Here is a 14,529-nt window from a genome sequence, read left to right as displayed (position 1 = left end):
ACCTATGCGGCCACCGCGGCGAAACATCCGGACGTCGTGTTCGGCAAGGTCGACACCGAAGCGGAGCAGGAGCTGTCGGGCCGGTTCGAGATTCAGTCGATTCCCACGCTCATGGCGTTCAAGGACGGCGCCGTGGTCCACCGCTCCAGCGGCGCGATGTCGCCGGCGCGGCTGGACGCGCTGGTCAAGTCGCTGAAGACGCTGGACTCCGCAGTGGCCCGGCAGGCCGAGGAGAACAAGAAGCTGACCGAGCAGGGCATCGTCCCTCCCGGCGTCCATCCCGACGCCGAATGGGATGACGGCGACAGCGAGTGGGTGCACGGAGGCAAGGACGCCAAGGGGCGCAACCACGGGCCCTATCGGTACTGGCGCGCGGACGGCACGCTCTGCAACGAGTGCACCCTCGAGCACGGCAAGCCGCACGGCCCCTTCAAGCGCTTCCACGAGAGTGGAGAGGTGTCCCAGGACGGCGAGTTCGTGAAGGGCGAGCTGCACGGCCCCCGCACGTGGTTCGCCTCGGACAAGTTCACCACCGAGCGCATGCACGAGAACGGCGTCTCGGAGAAGGTTCGCAAGACGGTCATGACGTATGACCAGGGCCGCGTCGTCGGCGTGAAGCACTACGACGGCGAGGACCGCCGCGTGGTGCCGTCGACGGGAGAGCCGTACCCGGACCGCCCAGAGGGTGTTCCCCTGGAGGCGGAGCTGCGCGAGGACCTGAACCAGTGGTCCCACGTGAACCTGAACGCCGCGGGTGAGCGCCACGGGCTGGCGCGGTTCTGGACCCAGGATGGCGAGCTGCTCTGGGAGGGTGAGTTCGTCGACGGCAATCGCCATGGCGTCTACCGCTCGCTGGCGAAGGACGAGTACCTGGACCCTCGGGTGATGTTCGACGAGGGGCGGTTCGAGGGCGACGACGCCTGCGGCACCTGGACGCTGTTCGACAAGGACCGTCAGGTGGTGCTGACGCGCGACCTGGGTGTGGCCCAGGGCGAAGAGGAGATGAAGGCCTCGCCGGTCTTCTCCAATCCGCCCCGGTCCGCCGAGGCGTGGCGTGAGTACGCGGACACGTGCATCGCGGCGCGCAAGTTCCGCGAGGCCCTCCTGGCGCTGGCCCGTGCGGCCTCGAGCGACCAGCAGGTGGGGCCGCTGAAGGAGTGGGTGGAGCGCGTGGCGCTGCCGCGCACGCCGGAGAACGCGCGGGCGACGGCGGGGCAGGTGCTGGAGAAGGCCTCGGACTCGTGGGCGCCCATGTCGGAGACGCTGGTCCACGGTGGTGACGTGGCCATGTTGCTGCGGGGCTACGCGGTGCTGCTCGACCAGACGGACCGGCCTCGGGCGGCGCTGGACTTCGTCAACGCGGCGCTGCTGTTCGACCCGACGCAGACGGCGTTCCTGTTCACGCGGGGCCTCATCCTGTTGAACATGGGGATGGACGAACACGCGCTGCTGGACGCCGATGGGCTGGCGAAGGCGGAGCCTCGCACGGCGGACTTCCTGCGGGCCTATGCGCGCTGCCTCTTCCCCCGGTTCGATTTCTGGCCGGCGAAGGAGACGCCGCACTCGACGTACAACGACCTGCCGGAGAAGCCCGCGCAGCCGCTCAAGGCCATCCAGCTCGTCGTCCAGAAGTACGCGACGCGGCTGGAGATGCTCCGCGCGGAGCTGCTCAAGCGCTTCAAGCCGGGCGCGGCCATGCCCTGGATGCCGCCGGAGGTGTCGTCGCTGCTGCCGGACGGGCCGGTGGAGCTGGCGGAGGAGGAAGTGGAGATTGGCGAGGACTCGGTCTCGGTGGACGAGACGCTCGCCGTGGCGACGCTGGGCCTGCCGGACCTGGTGCGTGTGGCTCGCGCGGACTGGGCCGCGCTGACGTGGCTGTTGTGGGCGTGCGGCGAGACGCAGGTCGCGATGCCTCGGAAGCTGTCGCCGCCGAAGGACTTCGGCCATGCGGCGGGGATGGCCAGTCAGCGACTGTGGCGCGCGAGGGATCGCCGCGTGACGGGAGGCCGGGGTGCGCAGGCCTCGGGCGCGGCCAGCTTCAAGTTCGAGGGCATCGACATCGACGAGGTCCACCCCAACCTGGTGGGCATCGTCGAGCAGCAATACGGCGAGGTGCAGGCGGTGTTCTACTGGATGGCCGACAGCGACAATGTGTCTCCCTGGCAGGACAACCTGAGGGGGAGCTGAGTCATGAACAGGACTCCTCGAGAGGTCGAAATCGCGGACCCGTTGTGGACCGCGTTGGAGACGATGAGCCGGGAGATGGGCGTGGACCGCGACGTCCTGGTCAATCAGGCCATCTTCGCGCTCGCCCGTCAGTTCGGGTTCATCCAGCCCACGCAGATCAGCCTCACGGACGGGGTGGCTGTTGCCGCTCCCGCGCCGGTGGTGCGTACGGCGCCGGTGGTCGCGGTCGCGGCGCCCGCGCCGACGGTGGAGCCGGCCCCGGTCGAGACGAAGCCCGCGCCTGTCGAGAGCACGCCGCCGAGCGTCGTGGTCGCCGAGCGCGTGAAGGAGATTGTCCGCGACGTCGAGCAGAAGGTGGAGCCGAAGCAGGCTCCCGCGGCCGTCGACCTGGCGGACACGGAGGAAGACGAGTCCAAGACCGGGGAGCATGAAGGCTCACCGGACGCGGAGGAGGCTTCGGCCAGTGACGCGGCGCCGGAGGAGGCGAAGGCGGCCGTCGTCGAAGAGGCTCCGGTCGATGTGGAGGCGCTGCGAGCGGCCGTCGCGGTGCGCGTCCGGGACCTTGTGCGAGACGCGGACCAGTGGGTCGAACCCGTGGACGCGAAGCCGGAGTCCGACTCGGACGAGGAGGCTTCGGACGAAGACTCGGATGACGAGGACGCGGACGAGGAGGACTCCGACGACGAGAGCTCGGAAGAGGACTCTGATGACGCGGAGGATTCGGACGAGGACTCGGACGACGAGAAGTCGGATGACGACGCGGACGACGAGGACGCGGGGGATTCGGGCGAGCACGCCGCCGACGAGGACTCCGACGACGAGGACTCGGATGAGGACTCCAAGGACGAGGCGTCGGGCGACGAAGACGAGGATGCCGATGCCGACGAGGCTGTCGCGGCGTCGGGTGCTCAAGCGTTGGCGGACGACGACTCCTCCGAGCTGGTGACTCAGGCCAAGGACGAGCGGAAGACAGGCGCTGGCGTCAAGCCGGACAAGACCATCATCGTCCAGGCGCCGCCCGAGCTGAAGGTGCACGTCAAGCTCGACGAGGGAGAGCCCGTGCTCGTCGCGCGTGAGCGGTTCATCATCGGTCGTGGGCCGAGCGCGGACCTGATGGTGAAGTCCGCGAGGGTGTCCCGCGAGCACGCGGTGATTCTGCGTGATGGCGACGACGTCTTCATCGAGGACCTCAAGTCCTCGAACGGCACGTGGTTCGACAACACCCGCATCAGCCGTCGGCAGGTGGCGGATGGTGAGGAGTACCTGCTGGGCGGCATCCGCATCACCTTCTCGATGAAGACCTGAGCGGCGAGCCAGAGGCCCACCGCCTCCACGGTCCTTCGGGACGGTGGAGGCGGTGGTGGGCCTCGGCGAGGCAGTGACCGGGTGCTCCAGGCGTCGCCGAGGCGCCACCCTCGGTGCGCTAAGCGCGATTGCGTGCGTGCTAGGACTGCGGAGGCCGGATTCCGGAGGCGTCATCGCCGTGGCGCGGAATGGACCGCGACTCCCGGAGTTCGAGCGACATCCCATGGACCTCATTCCCGCCGCGGAGCTGCCGTTCCTGGCCTTGTCCACGTTGTTCGCCCGTTCGTTCGAGGGCTACTTCGTCCCGATTCCCGATGCACCGCAGGCCTTCGATGCGCGGGTGCGCAGTGAGCACATCTCGCTCATGGAGAGTCGAGTCGCGCGGGTGGACGGTGAGTTCGCCGGGCTGGTGTTAATGGCGAGGAGAGGGGCGGTCAGCCGCGTCGCGGGCATGGGCATCATTCCCAGCCGACGTGGACAGGGATTGGGCGGGGCGATGTTGCGGCCGTTGATGGAGGCGGCGCGGGCGCGAGGGGATTCGCGGATGGTGCTGGAGGTCATCGAGCAGAATGCGCCCGCCGTGAAGCTCTACGAGCGGCTGGGGTTCCGGCGCGTGCGGAGACTCGTCGGCTTCGTGGGGACGCCGACGCCGGAGGCGGGGACGCTGGAAGAGGTGGACCTGCGTGAGTGCGCCAGGCTGCTTCCGGACGGATTGCCGTGGCAGCTCGATGCGGCGACGGTGCAGGGGTTGTCGTCTCCGGCGAAGGCGTTCCGGTTGGGGGCGGCCCGCGCGGTGGTGGCGGATGTGTCCGCGCCGATGCTGGGACTGCGCTCGCTCGTGGTGGAGTCGGCGTCACGAGGGCAGGGGGCGGGGCGGAGGTTGCTGCGGGCCCTGGCCGCCGCGCACCCGGGGAAGACCGTGTCGGTGGGTGCCATCGTCCCGGAGGGGCTGTGCGAGCGCTTCTTCCTGGGCGCGGGATTCACGCATCCCGCGCTGACGCAGCTGGAACTCGTGCTCGACTTCTCCGCGGACGCGAAGTGAGCGCGGCTCAGAGTTCGCGCCAGGCGTGTTCCGGGAGGGGCTTGAAGCTCGAAAGGAGCGCGAGTCGTGGGATGAGGACATCGTGCTCTCGGCCTGGCAGTCCCCGAGATTCAGCGAGCCGAAGCAGCGCGAGTCCGTTGATGTAGACCTTGCCCTCCGTGGCGTACAACTCGCGGTCGAAGTTGAGTTGCTTCCGGTACTCGCGCATGAGGACCTGGCGTGCGTCGAGCATCTGCGTGAACGAGGCGTGAAATCGGGAGGCCTCGTTCTCCAGCAGTGACTCGCATACTTGGAAGAAGGGCGAAGGGCTGTCTCCTTCGAGCTGCCGCCAGCGCGTCAGGACCTGACGGAGCCCTGCGCCTTGGGGCTCGGGGTGGACCATCTGGTGAAGGCAGTGAAAGAAGACGAAGTCCTCTTCGTCCTCCCAACCAGGGGTGGCGGTGTCCGGGGACAGCGCCGCGATGCGCCGGGCTGTTGGCAGGTCGCCCGCCGCGAGTGAGGCGAGGAAGCCCACATCGTTGCTGGCGGCCATGACTCGGGGGCTGACCTGCAGGCCGGAGGTCGCGCGCTCCAGGAGATTAAGTCGGGCCTGCCCTGCCTTGCACAGCAGCTCCGTGAATCGATTCGAGTCGGCCTCGCGCAACAACGCGCAGAGGGCCAGGACGCGGTAGGCCACGGAGATGGACGCCAACGTGTCTCCGGTTTCCTTTCCCTGTGTTGTCATGGCGAGGGCACGGCGGAGTTGGAACAGGGCATTGGTCTGTGCCAGCTCGAGCGGGTCGTGCTTCATTGGATGTCGACCTTGACGCCCATGCCGTGGAACACAGCGCCCGTCATCCCCGCGCGCTCGAAGTGCTCTCTCAGGTCCTCGCGCACGAGGATGAGCTTGGGCATGGCCCCGAGTCGGAAGAGGTTGGTGGAAGGGTCCACCGCCTCATCCCGGAGGTAGAGGCGCCGGATGCGCCCGAACTCGCGTCCTCCCTCGGGGCTGATTCTCCGGGCGCCGAAGCTCCGGTCGACATCCGCCCAGTCCCGGGTCCCCAGGACGTTGACGATATGGAGGTCGTCGGCCACGACGCGGCCCTTGGTGTTGAGTAGGGAGAAGGGGAGGTACTCGATATCCTCGGTGGCGTGCTGCGAGAGCAGTTCCTTCATCCGCTTCGACACCATGAAGTAGCCCAGCGCGTTGGGCACGATATCGGCGATGAGGTTCCCCTTCACCTCGGGGGTCACTTGGAATCGCAGGTCGGCCGGATACTCGGGGCCCATGGCGATGCCTCGGCTGGGTCGATGAAACTTGGGCAGCGCGGTGGGGAACTTCCAGATCTGGCAGAAGGACTCGTTCGTGCTGTCGCCTTGGACAATGAACCAGTTCATGTTCGTCGCGCCCGTGTGGAAGGTGTCACCGTTTGAAGGCGGTAGGCAGGTCGTTGATGTGTGCTCCGAGATGTGTCCGGCCAAATCTGACAATGAGCCAGTACTCCTGTTGTTGCCACCTCTCGAGTTCGGCCTTCATCTCGGCGGCGACCTGCATCTTGGTGTTCTTGCACTCCGTGTCCTTGATGACGGAGAGCTGCTTCTTGAACTCGTTCAGCATGTTCGTGCAGCGCTGGGCGTACTGGGTATCCTTCCCGTGACGACCTTGATGCACTGGCAGCCCGAGCACTTCCGCGATTGCTTGGGTGCAGGGCAGGATGATGATGTTCTTTCTGGAGTTCAGGTTGTATTTGACCTCGTCCTGGAGAATGACGAGTTCATCGTGGTCCAGGCACTCGAAGACAGTCTCTGCGGGGAGGATGTGGTGGTACTCGTTGAAGAACGGGCGGATGGCCTGCTTGTAATTCTGTCCCGTGAAGTCCCATGCGCCCTTCTCGTCAGTGGGGTTCACGGGTTGGTGCTCATCCCGCTTCCCGCTCTTGGGCATGCGCCCCTCCGCCACCTGGATTGCGAAGGTGAGCCCCTTCAATCGCTCCGCGGCGGTTCGAAAGGTTCCCGCCCCCGTCTTCCAGGCGCCCTTCCTGGGGGCGCTGGTGTCCAGTTCGTAGAGATTCTTCTTGGCGCTGAGCCCCTTGGTTTCGTCATAGCCATTGGCCTTGAAGGCACAGGCCGGGTATTGCTTGCTGGGTTTGTGGTCGTTCTTGTGCTTGTAGAGGCAGCCCGTGGACGGGTCCTTCTTGGGGTGCTTGTCCGCCGCTTTGAGTTCCCGCCAGTGTTTGCTGGACGTCATGGTCACACCTCGATTCCATCGCTTACGGACGACTGAGATGGAGCGCACCTCTGCTGCCATCGTCGCCGCTGACCCAGAGGAGGACCTTTTCCTCGGGGACATAGCCGCGCTCCAGACCGCGTACGCCCATGCAGATTCCCGCTGCGCCGCTCGCCGCGCCCAGCTCCCCGAATGTGGCGGCGGGGTACCACTCTCGGGAGTGATTCAGGACTTTGTCGGCACGGAGCCGTACGAGCGCGTGCCCCCAGTCATTGGCGCGGTAGGCGTCTCCATTGAGTGTCGCGATGACGAGCCGCGGAGCCTCGCCATGGTCCGGTAAGGGCTCCAGGGTATCGCGGATGCACTTCGCCAGACTCAGTCCAAGGCTGGGGGTCCGTGACAGCCTGTGAAAAGGTTCGGCATGTCCGTGGGCAGAGTCGAGGATGGCCAGGATTCTGGCTCCGCGACGAAGGGCGGTCTCCGCGCGTTCGAGGAGGATGAAGCCCGCGGATTCTCCTGGAAGGAATCCCACCGGATTGTCCGGCCCCTTTAGGAGCCCGAGCGCGTCGAGCGCCTCGGCGTGCCGTGGTTCCACCAGACTGTCGACCCCTCCGATGATGCAGCTGTCCACCTCGCCCGAATCGAGCTGGCGTGCGGCATGGTGAAGTCCTTGGAGGAATCCAGCCTCCCCGAAGAAGAGCGACTGTTCCCGAAAGGGGGCTGGGAGCGGGGTGGCCGCGAGGATTTTCTGAAGCAGACCGTGCTGGAGTTGTTCTCGGCGTGAGGTGTGTCCTGACGGAAGCTCCTCCCGTTCCTCGAACCGTTGCCAGTAGAAGTCACTGGGCGCCGCGAGAACCAGCGCGCAGCGGGACTTCGCGTGGAGCCCGGTGTGCGGGAGAAGGTCGAGCAGGGCTTGGGAGGCCAGTGTCGTCAGGCGCGCGAGGCCGGAGAATCCCTCGGTGACCCAGGGGATGGAGTGCCCTCTGGCGGGCTCGAGCTCGTGCTGCTCCGAATCCCAGAGTTGGACGTCCTCCAGGGCACTGATGCGGGCGACGCCCGCTCGACTGGCCGCGCAGCTCGAAACGACGCCGTCCCCAATCGACGACACCATTCCCAGCGCCGTGATGGCGAGCTTCCCGTTGACCCGGCGAGGCGGCGCGTGGGCCTCTGGCGCGCGTCGTGGCATGGGCATTTCGATCGCGGGGCGTGCGGTGTCGCTGATCTCCTTGAACGGGCGATTCAGGTTCAACCTCTTGTCGAATGCTCGCGCATCCAGGAGGGCCGCGCGCTGTCTGTCGGAGAAGGCTCGCGAGGGGAGCTGAAGCCGGCCCCGGCTTCGCAAGTGAAGCTCCTGGGCGAGAACATGACATCGCCGCATTGGCACCAAGGGATAGGACTCGAAGAGCCCGGCGGGAGTCTGCGGTCGCCCCATGAGGTAGCGGGTGTTCTTCTGGAATCGCGAGCGGTGTGTCTCCCACCAGCGACGAACAGCCTCGGGGGCGGCGAAGGGAAGCTCGTCTTCGGGACTGCTCACCTCGACTTCACCGTCGTCGAGTTCCTCCCTGGGGTGCGGGGACAGGAGGTGTTGTTCGAGTCGGAGCCCGGTGATGGAGCAGAAGGACTCCGCGGCCAGACTCCCGAGCGTCTCGTGCGGTAGCAGCTCCAGGCATTGCTCGACCGCTTCAATGCGACCGCCGAAGCCCAGTGCCCACAAGCATGACGCGCCGATGTCCGGGGACGTGGCGCGTTCCAGCAGGAATCGCAGATCCGTATCGTCACCTCCGAGTCCCAACAGGAGTCGTGGCAACGCACCTCCTTCCTGGGAGGAGGCAGCGAGTCTCCGACAGTGAGCCCAGGCCGCGTCGACGCCGAGAACGAGCGCGGTGACAAGGGCGTTGTCCCGCAGGAGTTCGTTGTCCCCATTCAGGGCCGCTTTCACAGCCCCGGATTCAATGGGCTCCTTCGTGAAGCGTGCGGCTTTCAGGGCGGCGCAACGCACCTCGGACGAAGGGTGGACCAGGAGGGACTTCAGCAGGGGCCCGGGCTCGGCTTGCCAGGATACGAGGACCTCCAGCGCGGCGGCTTGGAGGTGCGGGCCGCGCGACTCGAGCAGGGCTTGAAGGCGAGGAGCGCAGCCTGAGAGGGGACTCAGCTCAAGCGCTCGTTGGACGCCCGCCCGCTCTGCGTTCTCCGCGAGTTCGAAGTGCTCCAGGACGCGCTGCCTGTCGCTCTCGGCGCCGGTGGCCAACAGCACCAGGGAAGCGGCGGTGAGCGTCTCCGAGTCTCCCTGTTCGAGGGCGGGGTGGATCACCTTCCTGGCGACGTCGGGTCCACCGAGGACCAGGGCGTCGAGGTGCGCGAGCAGACGACGCTCGATTCCTTCACCCACTTCCTCCAGGGTGAACCTTGGCGAGTGGAGTGCCCGCTCCCACTGGGTGAGCAGGAAGCCCGCTTCTTGGAGATGGTCCTCGAACACTTCCCACTGGGCCTTGGAAGGCATGGGAGGTCATTGCTCGTCGACGGGATTCTCGCAGCACAGACACCTGGGCTCTTCCTCGGTTCCACCCTGGGCAGCGATGGGTGGCTGAATGAGCGGTACGGGTGGCGTGTTCTTGTCGTTGTGCAGCATCAGGTCGAAGGCTCGCGCGACATTCTGGCCCTCCACCTTCACGTCGAAGGAGAAGTTGATGAACTCGGCCTTCCCCTTCGTCTTCCCCGAGGCCACGCCCCCGCCAGCCGTGCCGGCCTCGTCGCCGGTGCTCGTGCTGAAGTGCGAGTCCTTCAAGCACATGGGGTTGCCTTCGACACTGACTTGCTTGCTTCCCTTCCCGGTGTCGCGGGACTGCGCGACATTGGGGTAGGGGATGGGAATCGGCCCGCCAGGACTCGGCGTCTTGCAGAGATCCGGCATCGCGACGCTGACGCCGTCGCTGTCCTTGGTCACGACAGACATCTTGTTGACGCCCACTGTGGTGGCCATTGCGTCCTCCCTTGCGGCGTCCCCCCGTGAGGCGCGGCGCATTGGAGGTGTCAGGCTAGTTCAGGGGTCGGAGGTCCAGCGCGGGTCGGGTCGGGTGTTCGTCAGCTTCCGAACGGCGATTCTGGCTCACCGCTCCAGGGCTGGGGGCATGCCCGGGCGAAAGTCCGGGCCCGGATGCTCCGGAGCTTCGGGATAAACCCGGCACGGAGGTCCAGTTCGCTCGCGAATCGCGTGAAACAGGTGGGCAGGCAGGCGGGCACGCGAACACACTGGGCGGCGAGCGCGGAATGGAGCATGAAAGCGACCCGTCCGGTCGTTCTACACTCCACTCGTCCATGGCCCGTCCCGTCCGTACCCTCCATGTGTTCCCCGATGCCGGTCGGCGTCAGGCCGCCTTGCGGGCTGAGCGGAGCGCGCGGGGCCTGGCGTTGGGCACGGACCTGCTCACGTGGGATGAGCTGCTGGGCGCCCTCGGCGGCGCTCGCGAGCTGAATCGCCGTCCGTGCCCGGCGGTGGGCGCGCGGGCGGTGCTGTCCTCGCTGGGGGCCCTGCTGGGGCCCACGCACTTCGGGGAGTACGTCCGGGAGCCAGCCTTCGCGCGCGCGGGGCTGGAGGTGGTGCTGGACCTCAAGGCCGGGCGCCTGTCTCCACGCGAGCTGCAGGACGCCGTGGAAGTCCTCCCGCCCGAGCGGCAGAAGCACGTGCGGGTGCTCGCCCGGCTGTACCACCTCTACGAGCAGAAGCTCGCCGAGCTGGGGCTCGCCGACCGCGAGGATGTGCTCCGGGGCGCGCGCGAGACGCTCGGGCGTGGCGAGTGGCCCGCGAGCTGGGATGGCGTGGGCACGCTCGTCCTGCACGGTGTCTACGACGTGCGGCCCTCGGGCCTGGAGCTGCTGCTGGCGCTGGCCGCCGCGTGTGAGTCGCGGCGCGTGACGCTCCGGGTGGAGACGCCGGTGGGTGGCTCGCCGGTGGCGGACGCGGCGCTGGCCTCGCTGTTCCGGGCGTTCGAGAACCGTGGCGAGACGATGCCGCACGTGGACCTCTTCAAGGCGGACGTCACCTTCGAGGCCCGGCCCTTCATCGACCTGGGTCGCTTCGTCTTCTCGCCTCGCGCGCCGCGTGACGTGTTGAAGGACGCGCGGCTCCAGCCTCGCGTGTGGAGCGCGGCCACGGCGCGGGACGAGGCGCGGCTGGTGGCGCGGGACGTGCGCAGGCTCATCGCGGATGGCGCGTCGCCCGCGGACATCGCCATCGCCTACCGCGAGCTGGGCCCGGAGGCGGGGTGGCTCGCCGAATCACTGGGGGAGCTGGGCGTGCCGGTGCGCCTGCCCTGGGGTGAGCCGCTCGCGCTGGCGGGGCCGGTGCGACTGGCGCTGGACCTGCCACTCCTTGCGGAGGATGGCTTCCCGGCCGAGCGCGTCGCGGAGTTCGTCGGCAGTCGCTATGCGCCGACGTTGTCGCGCGGAGGCCCTGCGGCTCCCGCGAGCCTCTTCGCGCTGGCGGCCGTGCGCGATGACCGGCTGGGCGCCTTGCGCGGACGCGGTGCCTACGACGTGCGCCTGGATGGCCTCGCGCGTCGACTCCAGGCGTTGCAGGGCGCGCAGAAGAAGGACGGAACCGCGCGCATCCACGCCGTGCGCCTGCTGCGCGAGCGCTGCCAGTTGCTGGTGGATTACTGCCGACGCATTCCCGAGAAGGGCACCGTCGCGGAGCTGCTGGCCACGTGGTGGTACGTGGTGGAGCGGCTGGGGTTGATGGACTCCGAGGGTGCGCTGGAGGCTCGTGAAGAAGGCGGGCTCGCGGCGCGGGCGCTCGATGCGCGGGCCCGCGACGAGGCCGCGCGCGAGGCGCTCCGGCAGCGCGTCCAGGGGCTGCTGCGGACGATGAAGGCGGTGGGGGGCGGTCCGGTGCTGCGCCGTCGCACCTTCGGCCGCTGGCTGCGCGATGCGATGGCGGATGCGCACCTGCCCGCGCGGGGACCTCGTGGCGCCGCGGTGGAGGTGCTGGAGGCCGCTGAAGTCCCGGGGCGCTCGTTCCGTCACCTCTTCCTCGCGGGGCTCACCGAGGGGCGCTTCCCCGGACGGAATGCGCCCTCCCCGCTGCTCGGGGACGCGGAGCGGTCCGCGCTCAACCAGCACCTGGGGCGGGATGTGTTCCGGCTCACGGGCGGCGAGTTCGAGGACCGCGCGGCGTGGCGGCTCACCGAGGACCGGCTGCTGTTCGCCAGCGCGCTCGCGGCGGCGGAGGAGACGCTGAGCCTGTCGTTCCCGGTGGAGGGCTCGGGAGGTCAGGAGCAGGTGCCGTCCTCGTTCCTGGAGGAGGTGCGCCGGCTCACCGCGCTGACGTGGCAGCCGCGCTCGTTGCCGCCCATCCCTTCGCTCGACGAGGTGCTGACCGAGTCCGAGCTGCGTCGCTGCGTCGCGCTGGAGGCACTGTCGCCTCCCAAGCTGCGCGTCACCGCGCCGGACGCGGCGGCGTCGCTGCTCATGAACCACTTCGACAAGGAGGCCTGGTACTCGGGCGCCAGCGAGCTGTCGGTGGTGGAGGTGGAGCGGCTGTACTTCTTCGGTGACCTGAAGAAGCTACCGGGTCGCTACACGGGCTCGGTGGACGGGAACACGCTGCGCGCGTCGTTGCGCGAGGCGTTCCGTTTCGACCTCACGCGGCCGTTGTCCGCTTCCGCGCTCGCGCGCTTCGGCAACTGTGGCTTCCAGGGCTTCCTCACGTACGGCCTGAAGGTGCCCGAGCCGGACCGCCCGGGCGAGGAGTTCGACGCGCGAGGGCGCGGCACCTTCTGGCACCGCGTCGTCGAGGAGGTGTTCCAGGCGCTCAAGGAGCACCAGCTCCTGGGCAAGGCGCCGGAGGACGTGCCGGACGAGGTGCTCGACACCGCGCTCCAGTCGGCGGTGGCGCACTTCGAGAGGTTCCACCACGTGGGCCATCCCGCGCTGTGGAAGCTGGCGCACGAGAAGGCGCGGGCGATGGCCCGCCGCATCCTGGTGGACGAGCGTCGCGGGCTCCCGTTCGAGCGGATGGTGCCGGAAGGCTTCGAGCTCAAGTTCGGTCCCGCCGCCAAGGACGACCGCTGGCGCAGCGTCATCCTCCCCATCGAAGGGGACGCCATCGTCTTCGAGGGGACCATCGATCGACTCGACGTCGCGGGCTCCGAGGTGGGCGTCATCGACTACAAGTCCGGGAGCCTGGACAAGAACGACTTGAAGAAGAAGCTGCTCACGTCGGACTTCCAGTTGCCGCTGTATCTCTTCGCGGCGCGGGAGAGCGGGCATGCGACGGCGAGTCAGGCCGCGTGGTTCTCGCTGCGCACCGGCAACACCATCCACCTGTCGGAGGTCGTCCCCGCGCAGGAGCTGGAGGAGCTGCTGTCGACGGACCCCGAGGTGCGGGCGATGGTCGCGGCGAAGGAGGGGCGCAACCTGCCCAACGCCGTGGAGTCGCTGGTGAAGACGCTGCGAGAGGGCCAGTTCCCCGCGAGGCCCCAGGACTGCGGTGCGTGTGGCTTCCGCGCCGTGTGCCGCATCACTGACCGCCAGATGACGGAGGAGGGGGGATGAGCGCGGAGCCCTCCCTGCTCGCGCTGGAGCGCAACCTCGCGTTGATGGCGGGTGCTGGCGCGGGCAAGACGTACAGCCTGGTGACGATGACGCTGCACCTGTTCGCCGGTGCGCGCGAGGCGGGCGCTCCGATTCGTCCCTCGCGGCTGTGCATGTTGACCTTCACGGACAAGGCCGCGGCGGAGATGCGCTCCCGCGTGCGTCAGCGTCTGGACGGGCTGGCCCAGGGCGATGTCCAGATGGACCAGGAAGAGGAGCTGCGCGAGTCGCTGGAGCGGCTGGGCCGACCCTTCCCGTTGCCCGATGCGTGGCGGCAGCTGCGCGAGGAGCTGAGCGCGGCCACGGTGGGCACGTTCCACTCGCTCTGCGGCCAGTTGCTGCGGCGGGCTCCTCCGGCGGTGGGCATCGACCCGAGCTTCGAGGTGCTCGACGAACTGGAGGCTTCCAGCCTGGTGCAGGACGTGGCCGAGCGCGTGGTGCTGGACGCGCTGGAAGCCGGTGACCCGCAGGTGCGTGAGCTGTGTCAGGAGCTGGGCTTCTCCGACTCGGGCTTCTCCGATGGGTTGGTGGCCGCGCTGGTGTCCGTCTACGGCAAGATGCGCGAGGAGGGGCTCAAGGCCGCCTCCGCGGCAGTCGGCGATGCGGCCGAGGCTCGCGCGGAGTTCGGTGACGCGGTGGCGGAGTGCCTGCGGCTGTGCGCGGAGGCACGCGCGCTGGATGCGAAGGGCGAGTGGGGGCTGTTGTTGGGCGCGATGGAGAAGGCGCTCCATGGGATGACGGCGGAGACCTTCCAGAAGGGTGACCGCTACCCCTGGCTGCGCGCCTGCTTCGCGACGGATACCCGCAACTTCTCGCAACTCCGCAAGGGCGCCGGCGCCCTCGTGAAGGAGCTGTACTGGCGCATCTACAAGCGCAAGACCAAGAGCGACGCTCCGGTGCGCATGCTGGTGGATGCCTGGGCCGCGTGGCACACCGCTCCCTTCGAGGTCACGTTCCGCGAGCTGCTGGGCCGCGTGGAGACCCGGCACGACGCGGAGTTCTCCCGTCGCAACGTCTTCGACTTCACGTCGCTCCTGGTGAAGGCGAGAGACCTGCTCCGGGACCACCCCGAGTTTCGCCGACAGACGCAGGAGCGCGTGGGCGCGCTGCTGGTGGACGAGTTCCAGGACACCAACCGCCTCCAGTTGGAGTTGGTGTTGTTGCTCTCGGAGCGGCGCGAGGAAGGTCCGCGCGAGTT

10 protein-coding genes and 1 pseudogene are annotated in these 14,529 nt (G+C 68.2%); 5 read left to right on the top strand and 6 right to left on the bottom strand.

Annotated elements, in window-relative coordinates; translation table 11 throughout:
• The 3 genes from ACN469_RS37860 to ACN469_RS37850 form a co-directional block, all read left to right on the top strand.
• Positions 1-2,187 (top strand): thioredoxin domain-containing protein (locus ACN469_RS37860; RefSeq protein ID WP_498776260.1); only part of this gene is annotated, 2,187 nt, incomplete at its 5' end.
• Positions 2,188-2,190: 3 nt separating this feature from the next.
• Complete coding sequence (locus tag ACN469_RS37855; protein WP_498776258.1) at positions 2,191-3,492, top strand: FHA domain-containing protein; 1,302 nt, start codon at positions 2,191-2,193, stop codon at positions 3,490-3,492.
• A gap of 223 nt (positions 3,493-3,715) precedes the next feature.
• A complete protein-coding gene (locus ACN469_RS37850; RefSeq protein ID WP_498776257.1) occupies positions 3,716-4,534 on the top strand; it encodes a GNAT family N-acetyltransferase in 819 nt (272 codons plus the stop codon).
• Between the two features lie 7 nt (positions 4,535-4,541).
• Here the strand turns inward: ACN469_RS37850 and ACN469_RS37845 are convergent, their stop codons facing one another.
• The 6 genes and pseudogenes from ACN469_RS37845 to ACN469_RS37820 all read right to left on the bottom strand — a co-directional run bounded on the left by ACN469_RS37845 (position 4,542) and on the right by ACN469_RS37820 (position 9,720).
• Positions 4,542-5,225, bottom strand: coding sequence for a hypothetical protein (locus tag ACN469_RS37845; RefSeq protein ID WP_498776256.1), 684 nt, complete (start codon positions 5,223-5,225; stop codon positions 4,542-4,544).
• A gap of 95 nt (positions 5,226-5,320) precedes the next feature.
• A complete protein-coding gene (locus ACN469_RS37840) occupies positions 5,321-5,911 on the bottom strand; it encodes an imm11 family protein (protein WP_498776255.1) in 591 nt (196 codons plus the stop codon).
• A 25-nt stretch (positions 5,912-5,936) separates the two neighbouring features.
• On the bottom strand, positions 5,937-6,761 hold the full coding sequence (locus tag ACN469_RS37835; RefSeq protein WP_498776254.1) for an AHH domain-containing protein: 825 nt from the start codon (positions 6,759-6,761) through the stop codon (positions 5,937-5,939).
• Positions 6,762-6,783: 22 nt separating this feature from the next.
• Positions 6,784-7,989, bottom strand: coding sequence for a beta-ketoacyl synthase N-terminal-like domain-containing protein (locus ACN469_RS37830; RefSeq protein ID WP_498776261.1), 1,206 nt, complete (start codon positions 7,987-7,989; stop codon positions 6,784-6,786).
• A 45-nt stretch (positions 7,990-8,034) separates the two neighbouring features.
• A pseudogene (locus ACN469_RS37825) lies at positions 8,035-9,240 on the bottom strand (TIGR02270 family protein); the annotation flags it as partial.
• A 6-nt stretch (positions 9,241-9,246) separates the two neighbouring features.
• A complete protein-coding gene (locus tag ACN469_RS37820) occupies positions 9,247-9,720 on the bottom strand; it encodes a DUF4150 domain-containing protein (protein WP_498776252.1) in 474 nt (157 codons plus the stop codon).
• Between the two features lie 335 nt (positions 9,721-10,055).
• Here ACN469_RS37820 and ACN469_RS37815 point away from each other — a divergent pair, with 335 nt between their 5' ends.
• Together ACN469_RS37815 and ACN469_RS37810 are read left to right on the top strand one after the other, a co-directional pair.
• A complete protein-coding gene (locus ACN469_RS37815; RefSeq protein WP_498776251.1) occupies positions 10,056-13,292 on the top strand; it encodes a PD-(D/E)XK nuclease family protein in 3,237 nt (1,078 codons plus the stop codon).
• Positions 13,289-14,529 (top strand): UvrD-helicase domain-containing protein (locus tag ACN469_RS37810; protein WP_498776249.1); only part of this gene is annotated, 1,241 nt, incomplete at its 3' end. The genes ACN469_RS37815 and ACN469_RS37810, both read left to right, overlap by 4 nt.

Origin of the sequence: Corallococcus terminator, assembly GCF_049194865.1 — a bacterium.
Classification (GTDB): Bacteria; Myxococcota; Myxococcia; order Myxococcales; family Myxococcaceae; genus Myxococcus; species Myxococcus terminator_A.
Note: the sequence above shows the minus strand (reverse complement) of the source record. Positions and strands in the feature narration are given on the sequence as shown.